The sequence below is a fragment of the Oceanobacillus longus genome, from assembly GCF_042650085.1.
Classification (GTDB): Bacteria; Bacillota; Bacilli; order Bacillales; family Amphibacillaceae; genus Oceanobacillus; species Oceanobacillus longus.
Genome location: NZ_JBHSAO010000001.1, coordinates 922,666 through 936,015, shown reverse-complemented (window position 1 = coordinate 936,015; position 13,350 = coordinate 922,666). Strand labels below are relative to the sequence as shown.

Sequence of the window (13,350 nt, the reverse complement as noted above, 5' to 3'; positions counted from 1 at the left end):
ACAATGGCACATAGAATTTTAATTGTAGATGATGCAGCATTTATGCGAATGATGATTAAGGATATTCTAACTAAAAATGGGTTTGAGGTTGTAGGAGAAGCACAGGACGGCGCACAGGCAATTGAAAAATACAATGAATTGACACCCGATTTGGTAACGATGGATATTACCATGCCTGAAATGGATGGAATTACTTCTTTGAAAGAAATTAAGAAAATTAATCCAGAAGCTAAAATCATTATGTGTTCTGCAATGGGACAACAAGCAATGGTTATTGATGCCATTCAAGCGGGAGCTAAAGACTTCATCGTTAAACCATTCCAGGGAGACAGAGTAATTGAGGCAATCCAAAAAGCTTTAAGTTAAGAAACGAGTGAGTAGTTTGAGAAAAATACGTTACATTTTTTGTATAAGCCTCTTTTCGCTTGTAATTTGTTTCACGGTCCAAACAGAAGCAGCACCAAATGTTACGGACTGTTTGGATGGAGAAGTTGACTGCGGAGAACCGGCTGACACTTCTAATGAGGAAAATAATAATGATTTACTTGCGGATACGGAAAGTACCGGTTCATTGGCTTTTGAATTAGTTAAAATGTTCTTTGCTTTAGTGCTGGTACTTGCCCTAATATATATTTTGATCAAGTTTTTAAATAAGAGAAATAAACTTTTTAATCAGGTAAAAGCCTTGGATAATCTAGGTGGTATTTCAGTAGGACAAAACAAGTCGATTCAAATTATACGAATCGGCAACCAACTCTACCTGGTTGGTGTTGGAGATAATGTTGAATTGTTGCAAGAGATAACGGATGAAGATGTCAAAAAGGATATCATGCAAAGCAGTGAACGTAAAAATGCTGAATTTCCCGGTGGAACATTATTAACGTCCTTGATGCCAAATAAGAAAGATGCTAGTAATGATGCATCTGAAAATAATTTTAAAATGTTGTTTTCAAAAGAGCTGGAGAATCTGAAACAAAATAGAAATAAAATGATTAACAAACATAAGGAAGATACCCATGAATGAGTTTATAGATATATTTTCCGGTTCAGATCCAGCGAGTGTATCAACCTCTGTTAAATTAATTTTACTGCTGACCATTTTATCACTGGCACCAGGAATATTGATTCTAATGACAAGTTTTGCCCGAATTATTATTGTACTTTCATTTGTCAGAAGTGCATTGGCTACCCAGCAAATGCCACCAAACCAGGTATTAATTGGTTTGGCGTTGTTTTTAACCTTTTTTATCATGGCTCCTACATTCAGTGAGGTTTATGAACAAGGTTTACAACCACTTTTTGATGAAGAAATTACGTTGGAAGAAGCTTATGAAAGCGCCAGTGCACCGATGAAGGATTTTATGGCACAGCATACTAGGCAAAAAGATCTGGCACTGTTCTTGAATTATACGCAGGCCGAACCACCGGAAACGGTTCAGGATATCCCACTTACAACATTAGTGCCGGCATTTGCTATCAGTGAGCTGAAAACAGCATTTCAAATGGGTTTTATGATATTTATTCCGTTTTTAATTATAGATATGGCTGTTGCAAGTGTTCTTATGTCAATGGGTATGATGATGCTGCCGCCTGTGATGATTTCATTGCCATTTAAAATACTACTATTTGTTTTAGTAGATGGATGGTATTTAATTACACAATCATTACTAAGTGGTTTTTAGTGGAAGTACACGGATCATGTCGTGAAAGGGGCTTGTTCAATTGAGCAGTGAATTCGTATTAACATTGGCTGAGCAGGGTATTTATACTATTTTACTTGTTACTGGCCCATTGCTGCTACTTGCGCTTGCAGTTGGTTTGCTGGTGAGTATATTTCAGGCAACGACTCAAATTCAAGAGCAGACCTTAGCATTTATACCGAAAATAGTAGCAGTCTTGGTAGGCCTTATTTTATTTGGACCGTGGATGCTCACGACGATGGTAGAGTTCACAGAAAATATATTACAAAATATAAATCAGTTTGTAGGGTAAAACATGCTTGAATTAGTTAATATAAATAGTCTTCCAGTGTTTTTGCTCATTATGGTTCGCGTATTGGCGTTTTTTGTTACTATGCCATTATTTTCTTATCGTACAGTTCCACTTCAGTTTAAAATAGGTTTCAGTTTCTTCTTGGCAATGATTATGTTTTATACAGTCGATTCTTCTGGGATCATGATTGATGAGATGTTCATATTCTTAATTGTAAAAGAAGCTCTCGTTGGGGTGTTGATTGGCCTTATTGCATTTATTATTGTTTCAGCACTTCAGATTGCTGGTGGTTTTATCGATTTTCAAATGGGTTTTGCCATAGCGAACGTAATGGACCCTCAAACAGGCGCACAAAGTCCGTTAACTGGCCAATATTTTAATTTTATTGCATTACTATTTCTGTTAGCTGTGGATGGGCACCATTTAATCATCGATGGGATTTTCAATAGTTATGATTTTATTCCACTCGACACCTTTATTCCGTTTGGGAATACTTCTATTGCTGATTTTGTTATAACAACATTTAATAATATGTTTTTAATAGCTTTTCAGATTTCTATTCCGATTGTTGGTTGTTTGTTTCTCGTAGATGTAGCGTTGGGAATTATTGCTAGAACTGTACCGCAAATGAATGTTTTTGTTGTGGGTTTACCTTTGAAAATATTAGTCAGCTTTGTTGCAATTTTGGTATTTTTACCATTATACATAACCCTAGTGCAAAGCCTTTTCAGTTCGATGTTTGAAGCTATGCATACTCTCATGCAGCTGTTTGGAGGTGCTTAACTTGCAATTGAAACTGGACTTACAATTCTTTGCAGGCGAGAAAACGGAAAAAGCCACTCCGAAAAAGCGATTGGATGAACGTAAAAAAGGGAAAGTTGCTAAAAGTCAGGATATTAATACTGCTGTTCTATTATTGTTTTGTTTTATCGGACTATTTGTTTTCGGAGGATACATTCTGAAACATATGACTGGATTCTACCAAAAGTCTTTTACTGAATTTATTCATTGGAATGTCACTGAAGTATCAGTTCAACAGGTCTTTACAAGTGCAACAATAGAAGCAGCAAAAATGCTCGCCCCAATTATGTTAATAGCAATCGTAGCAGGCGTTGCTTCTAATTTAATGCAAATAGGATTTCTATTTACAGCCGAACCTTTAAAATTCGACTTGAAGAAAATTGATCCGATACAGGGGGCAAAAAGAATATTCTCTATACGTGCACTTGTCGAACTTTTGAAATCATTGTTTAAAATAGTGTTCATTGGCACAATTACTTTTACAGTAATATGGATATTTAAAGACGACATGTTGATGACAGCTTTTACCAATGCAGAAAATGCGTTAGGTTTTTTCGGTAGGGTTACCGGTATCATGGGAATCGCAGCAATCATTGCCTTGTTGTTTCTTTCTGTTTTTGATTATTCCTATCAACGGTATGATTTTGAGAAAAACATGAAAATGTCAAAGCAGGATATAAAAGATGAATATAAAAATGTTGAAGGTGATCCTTTAATAAAATCCAAAATTAAAGAAAAACAGAGACAAATGGCAACGCGAAGAATGATGAGTGAAGTACCAAATGCTGACGTTGTAATAACAAACCCTACGCATTATGCTGTCGCTATAAAATATGATGAAACAAAAGCAAGCGCACCATACATTTTAGCAAAAGGAACAGATAAGACGGCATTGAAGATTAAAGAGATAGCAAAAGCAAATCATGTTATAACTGTGGAAAACATACCACTGGCTAGAGGGTTGCATAGTGCCGCCGAGATCGGTGATGTGATTCCAGAGGAGTTCTTTAAAGCTGTTGCCGAGGTGCTTGCATATGTGTACCGTTTAGAGAAAAAAGTTTGAGCAATAAGGAGAGACATTAATGAAAGCGCGGGATCTATCAGTTCTTTTAGCAGTAATTCTAGTAATCATCATGTTGGTCATTCCACTACCCGGATGGCTATTAAGTTTTTTCATTTTAATTAATATTATTTTAGGGTTGATTGTTATATTGGTTTCTATGAATACGACAGAACCATTACAATTTTCAGTTTTTCCAACATTAATATTACTATTAACTTTATTTCGACTCGCGCTCAATGTTTCTACTACAAGATCCATCTTGTCCGAAGCGGACGCAGGTGGTGTTGTAGATACGTTTGGAACTTTTGTAATAGGCGGAAACCCGCTTGTCGGGTTTGTAGTATTTATTATTCTGGTTATTATTAACTTTCTAGTTATTACAAAGGGTTCCGAACGTGTATCTGAGGTTGCTGCACGCTTTTCTCTTGATGCAATGCCAGGGAAACAAATGAGTGTGGATGCAGATTTAAATGCAGGGCTGATTTCTGAAAAACAAGCAAAAGAGAGAAGAGAAAAAATCGAAAGAGAAGCTGACTTTCATGGTTCTATGGATGGTGCAAGTAAGTTTGTAAAAGGAGATGCAATTGCTGGCATTATTATTGTACTGATAAATATTATTTTTGGACTTATTATTGGTATGGTACAAATGGGTTTGTCATTTGAAGAAGCAATCAATACGTTTATGCGACTTACTGTAGGTGATGGACTTGTAAGTCAGATTCCGGCACTCCTGATTTCAACAGCTACAGGGATTGTAGTCACAAGGTCAGCTGGTTCAGGCAATTTAAGTTCAGAAGTGACAGACCAGCTTTTGCAGTTTCCAAAACTTCTGTATATAGCTGCTGGGACAATATTTTTACTTGGACTTACACCAATTAATTTCATTTTAACGACACTACTTGCGTCCATACTGGGTTTTAGTGCTTATTTTATACAGAGAAAATCTCAAGAACCGGAAATTCCGGATATAGAGGAAGAAGATCAAACGGAAAGTTCAGCAATGAAATCGTCAGAAAATGTTGTCGGTTTATTGAATATGGATCCGATTGAATTTGAATTCGGATATGCCCTTATTCCGTTAGCAGACGCAAGTCAGGGCGGGGATTTATTGGATAGAATTATTATGATTCGGAGACAGCTGGCCATTGAACTAGGTATTGTCATTCCAGTTGTCCGAATAAGAGATAATATCCAACTTAATCCAAATGCATACCGTTTGAAAATTAAAGGGAATGAAGTAGCATCAGGAGAGCTAATGCTGGATCACTATTTAGCAATGGCACCTGATTTTAGTGATGATGAGATTGAAGGAATCGATACAAAGGAGCCTGCTTTCGGATTGCCAGCAAAGTGGATCAATGAGGAAAATAAAGACGAGGCTGAACTATCCGGATATACAGTAGTAGACCCACCTTCAGTTGTATCCACGCATATTACGGAGATAATTAAGAAGAGTGCACATATATTGCTCGGCAGACAGGAAACAAAACAACTGATTGATCATGTGAAGGAAAGTTATCCTATTTTGATAGAAGAAGTAACACCGGAACCGTTGGCGATAGGAGATATTCAGAAAGTACTAGCAAAGCTATTAAGAGAGAGTATATCAATTAGAAATCTTCCTGTTATTTTTGAAACATTAGCAGACTTTTCAAAAATGACGAATGATACAGAGCTACTTGGGGAATATGTGAGACAAGCCCTGTCATCTCAAATAACCAAACAATATGCTAATGAAGATATGTCACTTAAAGTAATCACAGTTTCAGGAAAAGTTGAGAAATTAATTGCTGAAAATATTCAGCAAACGGAACATGGGAATTATCTTTCTCTTGACCCTGAATCACAGCAGGAAATTATTAAAACGATTCATGCAGAAGCTGAAAAACTTGCACTTCAAGAGGAGTCTACGGTTTTACTATGCTCGCCGGCTGTTAGAATGTATTTGAAACAATTGCTGGATCGTTTTTTACCTCAAGTAATTGTATTATCCTATAATGAACTTGAGCCAAATGTACAAGTACAAAGTGTTGGGGTGGTGAATGTAGCTTGAAAATTAAAAAATATATAGCACCTTCAATGCCGGAAGCTATGAATCAGATTCGTAAAGAGCTTGGACCAGATGCGGTTATTCTTAATTCGAAGGAAATTTTGCAAGGTGGCTTTCTTGGTTTTTTTAAGAAAAAAAACATAGAAGTTCTAGCTGCACTTGACCCACAGCCATTGGAAACGAAAACGAGCCCAACACCTCCAGTAGGTTCAAAGATTCCTCGGCAAATGCAGCCAAGTGGTAATCGGGAAGTACTTGAAGAAATTAGAAATTTAAAGAAATTAATGGCAGTTCAGACGAAGCAGGGAGATCAAAAGTTTCTGCCAGAATTTCAAGTAGCGTATGAGCATCTACTCGATCAAGAAGTAGAAGTTGAGCTTGCCGAGGATATTATTCAATCCGTTATGAATCAGTTTGAGAATTCAAAGGAAGAACAAGGTTTGGGTTGCGTCATGAACGGTATGAAAACAATTATAGAAAATAAATTAAATGCAATTGGATTTCATGGTATAGAATATGACAAGAAAGTAATACAATTCGTAGGACCAACAGGTGTTGGTAAAACAACTACGATTGCTAAAATAGCAGCAAAAATGATGCTAAAAGATCAAAAAAAGATTGCTTTTATTACTGCAGATACGTACCGGATTGGTGCGGTAGAACAATTGAAAACCTATGCCCGGATTCTAGATGTGCCTTTGGAAGTAGCTTATTCCATCGAAGACTATTATGGTGCAATTGAGAAATTCTCTTCTTTTGATGTCATTCTGGTTGATACTGCGGGCAGGAATTATCGGGATCAGAAGTATATAAATGAACTAAAAACGACAATAGATATGAAAATGATAAGTACGTATCTTGTATTGTCTTTGACAACGAAGCCAAAAGATATCACGGCTATCTTTAATCAGTTTCAGCATCTTTCCATCCAAAATGTAATCTTAACAAAGTTGGATGAAACCACGCAATATGGGAGTATCCTAAATATTTCTTTAGGAAACCAAATTGGAATTGCCTGTATGACAAATGGTCAAGATGTACCGGAAGATTTAATGGAAGCTAAACCTGAAAAGATTAGTGGACTTGTAGTGGGTGAACAAAGTGAAATTTGATCAGGCAGAGGGTCTCAGGCAGAAGCTAGACTATAAAAAGACACCAAAACAGGCGAAGACGATATCCGTTATAAGTGGAAAAGGCGGCGTCGGTAAATCCAATTTCGCTTTAAATTTTTCCCTTCAATTGATAAGTAACGAGAAGAAAGTATTGCTTTTTGATTTAGATGTAGGCATGGGAAACATTGATATACTCATGGGAGTACGACCCCAAAAAACGATTATTGACTTGTTTGAAAGCCACTTGCAGGTTCATGATATTATTGAGACGGGTCCGAATGGTTTGTCCTATATCGCAGCCGGTTCCGGTTTAAGCCATTTTTTTAAGATGGAAGAAGCAGATAAATCTTATTTTTATGAACAATATAAGGAATTAGTTCAGAAATATGATTATATTCTTTTTGATATGGGTGCAGGAGTAACGGAAGAGGCTTTGTTTTTTATTTTAGCTTCGGATGAATGTATCGTTATAACTACACCTGAACCAACTTCAATTACCGATGCCTATGGAATGATAAAACATGTTATTAACAATCAGAGTAGCATGCCAATTTATATCGTAATGAATCGTTCACTCGGTCATCGGGAAGGTCTCCATGCACTCCATCACTTTAAAGAAGTAGTCGCAAAGTTTCTACATGTTCAAATCAGTTCAATGGGAATCATACCAGATGATAAAACAGTGACACAGGCCGTAATCAGACAGGTGCCATATACGCTATTCAATAATAAATCAAAAGCAGCACAGGCAATTCAGGAAATTACATCCAATTACCTAAAGAATTCAAATGAAATTAACAGACCATCATCCTCTACTTTTATAGAGAAATTAAGACGATTGATCGAGAGGTGAATGAAATGCAACCGATCCGGGCTATAGTTATTGATGATTCAGCTTTTATGAGAAAGATGATTTCCGACATCCTGAATAGTGATCCTAGGATTCAAGTAATATCCACCGCTCGAAACGGAGAAGAAGGAATCAAGCAGATTAAGCAACTGTGCCCGGACGTAGTAACGTTAGACATTCATATGCCAGTTATGGATGGTATGAACGCACTACAGGAAATTATGAAAAGTCATCCGGTACCAGTTGTGCTGCTTTCAAGTGTCACGAAAGATGGAACAATCAAAACAATGGAGGCAATATCGAATGGTGCGGTTGACTTTATTACGAAACCCTCGGGGACAATTTCATTAGATATTCGAACGATTGAGGAGGAAATTCGCTCAAAGGTGTTCACGGCTTCTCATGTAAATTTAGATATGAATAGACAAAGCAAGTCATCTCAAAAGCGAGTTTCACTAAATAGAAAATGTTTTGATAAAACGATCATAACGATTGGAACGTCTACCGGAGGCCCAAGAGCGCTTCAACAGGTCCTGGAGAATTTACCGGAAAAATTTACTGCACCGATTCTAATTGTCCAACATATGCCAGCCGGTTTTACAAAATCATTGGCGGAACGATTGAACAGACTAAGTCCCATCCATGTAAAAGAAGCTGTTCATGGTGAAATAATTGAAAATGGAACTGCATATATAGCACCTGGTGATCATCATATGGTAGTTAGGAAGATAGGAACAACGATTGCGATTTATTTAACGAAAGATGCGCCGGTTAAGGGACATCGACCTGCTGTTAATGTCTTGTTTCATTCCATTGCACAATTAAAGCAAATAAATAAAATTGCTGTTGTTCTTACAGGTATGGGAAATGACGGTTCGGAAGGAATCGCAGAATTAAAAGGGTTGAATTCTAAAACAATCACTATTGCTGAGAATGAAGCAACTTCTATTGTATACGGGATGCCAAAATCGGCAGTTCAGACCGGATTAGTGGATTATCATATGCCCCTAAATGAAATTCCAAATTTACTTATTAAGTTGACAAAAAAATTAAACATACTTTAAGGATACATAAGCAACGAAGAATAAGGAGGAGATTAACATGGAAAATGGAACATCAGTGACTAGAAAAATGATTATATTTCAACTCGAAGACGAGGAATATGCAATACCCGTAAATCATATTGGATCTATTGAAAGACTACTGCCAATTACCCGGGTTCCTCAGACAGCCCCATTTGTAAAGGGTGTTATTAATCTGCGTGGTGTCGTCATTCCTGTTATTGATCTTCGATTAAGATTTCAGATGAAAGAGGCTGTCCTTAATGACAATAAACGAATCATTATTGCATTGATAAACGAAATGGAAGTAGGGTTAATTGTGGATTCGGCAAATGATGTGATCGATATTCGAGAAGACCAGATTGAATCTCCACCAGCAGTTATTGGCACTATTGATGCAGACTATATAGATGGTATCGCTAAAATAGACAACCGTTTATTGATCCTTCTCAATCTACTTACTGTTCTCTCTTTCGAAGAGCTGGATAAAATACAGTCATTGGAAGTTTAGTAGATGGAATTTAATAATTTAAGCAGTGCGCAAAAGGATGTCCTAAGGGAGATTGGCAATATAGGGGCAGGGAATGCAGCAACCTCTCTTTCAATGTTACTTAATAAAAGGATTGAAATGAAAGTCCCTTCTGTAAGTATCGTGAATTATGATGAATTAATGGAGTTAATCGGAGGACCTGAGGAAACTATCGTCGGATTAATGTTCCGAATAAGAGGGGAAGCACCAGGAACCGTTTATTTACTATTAAAAGTGGAAGAAGCAGAATACCTGGTAAGAAAACTTACTGGAGATCCGGAGTTTTCATTGTTAAATAATGAACAGAATAATGAAATGGCTATCTCTGCTTTGCATGAGATAGGTAATATTGTAACTGGATCCTATTTAACTGCTTTATCTGACTTCACTAATATAAATATGCAACCATCTATTCCGTATTTGGGTATAGATATGGCTGGTGCTATACTAACTGTTGGACTAGTGGAATTATCACAAGTAACAGATTTTGCGATTATTATTGACACGGAAATCAATAGAAATAATGAATCTAACGAAGGCATTAAAGGGAATTTCTTTTTATTACCAGATCCGGATTCACTAACTAAAATTTTTACAGCGCTAGGAATCAATTACGATGAATGAGACGAGTATGGTTGTTAAAGTAGGTATTGCAGATTTAAATATAGTTAAAGCTCCAGATACCATTCGAACCTCTGGCCTTGGTTCATGTGTAGGTGTTGTCATCTATGATTCTTCAAAAAAAATTGCAGGATTATCACATGTATTACTACCTGATTCAAAAGCTGCCAAGCAGGTAAAGGTAAACGAGCATAAATATGCAGACACTGCAATTTCTTGTCTGATAAGATTATTACTTGAGAATGGTGCGAGGAAATATGCATTAAAAGCGAAAATTGCTGGGGGTGCCCAGATGTTTCAATTTACCTCTGGTTCTGATATTATGCGGATTGGTCAAAGAAATGCAGAAGCAGTTAAACAAAAATTGCATGAACTTCAAGTGCCTATAATTGCAACGGATATAGGCGGTAATGTTGGAAGAACGATTGAATTTGATCCAGTTACGTGTACGTTAAGTATACGGAAAATAAATAAAGAAACGTTTTTAATCTAACTCACTATATTATTAAAATGGAGGGGGAGTACAACTAAATGAATTCAAAGAATTCTCCTCTTGAACAAGAGTTATGGAATGATTGGATAGCAAACAAAAGTGGAGAAGCTGCCAATGAACTAATCTCCAATTATATGTATCTTGTCAATTTCCATACCGAACGGATTTCAAGTCATCTTCCAAGTAATGTCAGTAGGGATGATATTAAAAGTTTCGGCCTTTTAGGACTTTATGATGCTCTAAAGAAATTTGATCCTAGCCGTGACTTGAAATTTGATACGTATGCATCCTTTCGAATAAAAGGATCCATCATTGATGGACTTCGTAAAGAAGATTGGCTTCCTAGATCGATCAGAGAAAAGACGAAGAAAGTAGAACAGGCAGCAGAAAGCTTTGAACAAATGAATCACAGGGCAGCAACTGCTGGTGAAATTGCTTTAATAACAGGCATGACAGCAGAGGAAGTGGAAACAACGGTTAAGGATTCCCTTTTTGGAAATATTCTCTCCATCGAGGAAAAACCCAATGGGAGTAAGAATGAATTGAAAGAAGGAATTGGTTATTCCATTCCAGATGATTCAGCTGTTTTCCCGGACAGGAATATCTTGCAGAACGAAATAAAAGGAGAGCTTATCGAGGGAATAAAGTCATTAAACGAAAAAGAGCAGCTCGTAATCAGTCTTTTTTATAATGAAGAGTTAACATTTACGGAAATAGGACAAATTATTGGTTTAACCACTTCAAGAATTTCTCAAATACACAAAAGATCGCTTTTTAAATTGAGAAAATCATTAAGTAAAATGCAGGTTTTATACTAAATATTGGGGATAGAAATAGAATAAGCCCAAAGGGGAAAATAGTATGATTCAGCTAGCAGATTATTTTCACATTCAAGTATCACCGGATAAAATGTCGGCTCAACTATTTTGTTACGATGACTATATAAACCAAGAACTGGAAATAGACGAATCATCAATCCGACGTTTTTTGGATGCCAATCATATTTTGTATGGTATTGACCAGGCGTCTGTGAATCAAATTATTTCCGGTGCCGAAGAGGCAAGCTTTCCAATACAAATTGCGAAAGGTCTGCCCGTAATAAACGGAGAAGATGGTCAAATTAAGTATGAGCTAAATTTGGATACGAAATACGAGAGAACGAAAGATTGGGATTTTCGGGATGTAATGCGGATACCGAATGTGGTTAAAGGAGAGAAGTTGGCTACATTGTACAACCCTACTACTGGCGTAGAAGGAATCAATGTAAGCGGTGCCGTCGTATTACCAAAACCTGGGAACCCAATTAGCGTTAAAGCTGGTAACAATGTTGTTTATAAGGAAGAAAACATGTCATTTTATTCTGCGGTAAATGGTCAAATCAGTATAATAGGAAGGTATATTCATGTTTACCCAGTTTATGAAGTTAAAGAAACTTTATCAATGAAAACTGGTAATTTGAACTTTGTAGGTACAATTATTATTCATGGAGACGTACCAACTGGGTTTCAAGTTCAAGCGGAAGGTGATATAAAAATTTACGGTATGGTTGAAGCGGGAGTAGTAACTGCCGGTGGATCGGTCTATGTCTCGGAAGGAATGTCCGGACAAGGCAGCGGATTCATAAAAGCTAGGGAGAATATTACTTTAGGATATATTAACCAAGGGATCGTGCATGCAGAGAGTGATTTATATGTAGAGAATTCCATTTTACATAGTGAATGTGTGGCAAAGGGACATGTTTATTGTCAAAAAGGAAGTATCATTGGTGGAACTTTATCTGTCGGTAAATCGGTTGAGGCAAATGATATTGGTAGTCGGTTAAGCACAAAAACAGAAATTATATTTGGTATTAATAAAACATTCTCAGATAAAGAAGATGAATTAATTGCAAGACAAAATGAACTAAAAGATACACTGCAAAAACTCAAGCATATTGGCAGTAAACTTCATGAACAAGATACTTCTAACCCAAAACTGCGAATATCTATACTTCGCCAAAAGAATTCGGTGAAGAAGACAGAGGAGCAATTAAGAATCATTGAAGACATGTTACTAAAAATTAATTCAAAAATAGGCAGTGAACAAGATGCGTATTTGATCGTTCGAAATTTCATTCACCCAAATACCATTATCGCTTTCGCAAAGTATAAAAAGAAAATAAATACCAATTATCATTATGTGAAAATAAATTTAGTTCATAACGAGATAATGATTCAGCCTTTATTTGACTAAAATTTAAAAGAGGGTGAAGGACGGATACCTTACATGCCTGTTAAATATACGGAAAAGGAGAATTAGATGGTATCTTTCTTATTAATAATCAGCTTCATATTGCATTTGGTTGCACTTGGAACAATATATAAATTGTTTCAGCATATTCAAACGTTAAAGTCGCAGGATACGAAAGAAATAGAAGGTTTATTTGAGGCTTATTTACAGGAAATCAAGGAAGAGAATAGTCGTTTACAGGCACAGTTGAAAGCTAATCAGAACGATAAATCCAGTATAACTGCTAGTAAACAGCCAGGACCTGAGCAAGAATCACAACCAGCTCAGTGGTTGGAAGGTGATATGGAACAGCTGCTTTCTCCAGTTGAGGCGGATACACTTGAAGCTTCGTTAGAATCTAAAGTTCTTCAGATGCATAGCGATGGTTTGGCAATCGGAGATATCGCACGCATTTTGGACTGTGGAAAAACAGAAGTAGAAATAATACTTAAATTACATAAGAAAAATAATTAAATACTTGATTACAAGGTAACGTTATGGTATAGTAAC

Annotated in this window: 16 protein-coding genes; all 16 read left to right on the top strand. The window is 36.5% G+C overall.

What is annotated here, in order from left to right:
* Nucleotides 1-3 precede the first annotated feature (3 nt).
* The 16 genes from ACFOUV_RS04825 to ACFOUV_RS04750 all read left to right on the top strand — a co-directional run bounded on the left by ACFOUV_RS04825 (nucleotide 4) and on the right by ACFOUV_RS04750 (nucleotide 13,314).
* Nucleotides 4-366, top strand: a complete 363-nt coding sequence (locus ACFOUV_RS04825; RefSeq protein ID WP_379495618.1) for a response regulator — start codon at nucleotides 4-6, stop codon at nucleotides 364-366.
* A gap of 16 nt (nucleotides 367-382) precedes the next feature.
* Nucleotides 383-1,024 carry a flagellar biosynthetic protein FliO gene (locus ACFOUV_RS04820; RefSeq protein WP_379495617.1) on the top strand — a complete coding sequence of 214 codons (642 nt, stop codon included), beginning with the start codon at nucleotides 383-385 and terminating at the stop codon, nucleotides 1,022-1,024.
* On the top strand, nucleotides 1,017-1,682 hold the full coding sequence (fliP, locus tag ACFOUV_RS04815) for a flagellar type III secretion system pore protein FliP (RefSeq protein WP_379495616.1): 666 nt from the start codon (nucleotides 1,017-1,019) through the stop codon (nucleotides 1,680-1,682). Before ACFOUV_RS04820 ends, fliP begins: the two co-directional genes overlap by 8 nt.
* Before the next feature lie 40 nt (nucleotides 1,683-1,722).
* The gene (gene fliQ / locus ACFOUV_RS04810; RefSeq protein WP_379495615.1) at nucleotides 1,723-1,992 is read left to right on the top strand and encodes a flagellar biosynthesis protein FliQ; all 270 of its coding nucleotides are present in this window, start codon (nucleotides 1,723-1,725) and stop codon (nucleotides 1,990-1,992) included.
* A gap of 3 nt (nucleotides 1,993-1,995) precedes the next feature.
* Nucleotides 1,996-2,775 carry a flagellar biosynthetic protein FliR gene (gene fliR / locus ACFOUV_RS04805; RefSeq protein ID WP_379495614.1) on the top strand — a complete coding sequence of 260 codons (780 nt, stop codon included), beginning with the start codon at nucleotides 1,996-1,998 and terminating at the stop codon, nucleotides 2,773-2,775.
* A 1-nt stretch (nucleotide 2,776) separates the two neighbouring features.
* Nucleotides 2,777-3,856, top strand: a complete 1,080-nt coding sequence (gene flhB / locus ACFOUV_RS04800; protein ID WP_379495613.1) for a flagellar biosynthesis protein FlhB — start codon at nucleotides 2,777-2,779, stop codon at nucleotides 3,854-3,856.
* Nucleotides 3,857-3,875: 19 nt separating this feature from the next.
* Entirely contained in the window at nucleotides 3,876-5,909 is a 2,034-nt protein-coding gene (flhA, locus tag ACFOUV_RS04795) for a flagellar biosynthesis protein FlhA (RefSeq protein ID WP_379495612.1), read from the top strand.
* Nucleotides 5,906-7,018, top strand: a complete 1,113-nt coding sequence (gene flhF / locus ACFOUV_RS04790) for a flagellar biosynthesis protein FlhF (protein ID WP_379495611.1) — start codon at nucleotides 5,906-5,908, stop codon at nucleotides 7,016-7,018. Before flhA ends, flhF begins: the two co-directional genes overlap by 4 nt.
* On the top strand, nucleotides 7,008-7,871 hold the full coding sequence (locus ACFOUV_RS04785; RefSeq protein WP_379495610.1) for a MinD/ParA family protein: 864 nt from the start codon (nucleotides 7,008-7,010) through the stop codon (nucleotides 7,869-7,871). Before flhF ends, ACFOUV_RS04785 begins: the two co-directional genes overlap by 11 nt.
* Nucleotides 7,872-7,876: 5 nt before the next feature.
* Nucleotides 7,877-8,932, top strand: a complete 1,056-nt coding sequence (locus ACFOUV_RS04780) for a protein-glutamate methylesterase/protein-glutamine glutaminase (protein WP_379495609.1) — start codon at nucleotides 7,877-7,879, stop codon at nucleotides 8,930-8,932.
* A gap of 37 nt (nucleotides 8,933-8,969) precedes the next feature.
* Complete coding sequence (locus ACFOUV_RS04775; RefSeq protein WP_379495608.1) at nucleotides 8,970-9,440, top strand: chemotaxis protein CheW; 471 nt, start codon at nucleotides 8,970-8,972, stop codon at nucleotides 9,438-9,440.
* A gap of 3 nt (nucleotides 9,441-9,443) precedes the next feature.
* Nucleotides 9,444-10,082 (top strand): chemotaxis protein CheC, encoded by a 639-nt coding sequence (locus tag ACFOUV_RS04770; RefSeq protein ID WP_379495607.1) that lies wholly within the window; start codon nucleotides 9,444-9,446, stop codon nucleotides 10,080-10,082.
* The gene (locus tag ACFOUV_RS04765) at nucleotides 10,075-10,572 is read left to right on the top strand and encodes a chemotaxis protein CheD (RefSeq protein WP_379495606.1); all 498 of its coding nucleotides are present in this window, start codon (nucleotides 10,075-10,077) and stop codon (nucleotides 10,570-10,572) included. Before ACFOUV_RS04770 ends, ACFOUV_RS04765 begins: the two co-directional genes overlap by 8 nt.
* Nucleotides 10,573-10,610: 38 nt before the next feature.
* Nucleotides 10,611-11,390 (top strand): FliA/WhiG family RNA polymerase sigma factor, encoded by a 780-nt coding sequence (locus ACFOUV_RS04760; RefSeq protein ID WP_379495605.1) that lies wholly within the window; start codon nucleotides 10,611-10,613, stop codon nucleotides 11,388-11,390.
* A gap of 43 nt (nucleotides 11,391-11,433) precedes the next feature.
* Nucleotides 11,434-12,804, top strand: a complete 1,371-nt coding sequence (locus tag ACFOUV_RS04755) for a DUF342 domain-containing protein (protein WP_379495604.1) — start codon at nucleotides 11,434-11,436, stop codon at nucleotides 12,802-12,804.
* A 66-nt stretch (nucleotides 12,805-12,870) separates the two neighbouring features.
* Nucleotides 12,871-13,314, top strand: a complete 444-nt coding sequence (locus ACFOUV_RS04750; RefSeq protein ID WP_379495603.1) for a DUF6115 domain-containing protein — start codon at nucleotides 12,871-12,873, stop codon at nucleotides 13,312-13,314.
* The last annotated feature ends 36 nt before the right edge of the window (nucleotides 13,315-13,350 follow it).

Bases quoted from the DNA above. Each gene is read 5' to 3' on its own strand.
- ACFOUV_RS04825 (WP_379495618.1), top strand. From the start codon at position 4: ATGGCACATAGAATTTTAATTGTAGATGATGCAGCATTTATGCGAATG.
- fliP (WP_379495616.1), top strand. From the start codon at position 1,017: ATGAATGAGTTTATAGATATATTTTCCGGTTCAGATCCAGCGAGTGTA.
- fliR (WP_379495614.1), top strand. From the start codon at position 1,996: ATGCTTGAATTAGTTAATATAAATAGTCTTCCAGTGTTTTTGCTCATT.
- flhA (WP_379495612.1), top strand. From the start codon at position 3,876: ATGAAAGCGCGGGATCTATCAGTTCTTTTAGCAGTAATTCTAGTAATC.
- ACFOUV_RS04780 (WP_379495609.1), top strand. From the start codon at position 7,877: ATGCAACCGATCCGGGCTATAGTTATTGATGATTCAGCTTTTATGAGA.
- ACFOUV_RS04775 (WP_379495608.1), top strand. From the start codon at position 8,970: ATGGAAAATGGAACATCAGTGACTAGAAAAATGATTATATTTCAACTC.
- ACFOUV_RS04770 (WP_379495607.1), top strand. From the start codon at position 9,444: ATGGAATTTAATAATTTAAGCAGTGCGCAAAAGGATGTCCTAAGGGAG.
- ACFOUV_RS04765 (WP_379495606.1), top strand. From the start codon at position 10,075: ATGAATGAGACGAGTATGGTTGTTAAAGTAGGTATTGCAGATTTAAAT.
- ACFOUV_RS04760 (WP_379495605.1), top strand. From the start codon at position 10,611: ATGAATTCAAAGAATTCTCCTCTTGAACAAGAGTTATGGAATGATTGG.
- ACFOUV_RS04755 (WP_379495604.1), top strand. From the start codon at position 11,434: ATGATTCAGCTAGCAGATTATTTTCACATTCAAGTATCACCGGATAAA.
- ACFOUV_RS04750 (WP_379495603.1), top strand. From the start codon at position 12,871: ATGGTATCTTTCTTATTAATAATCAGCTTCATATTGCATTTGGTTGCA.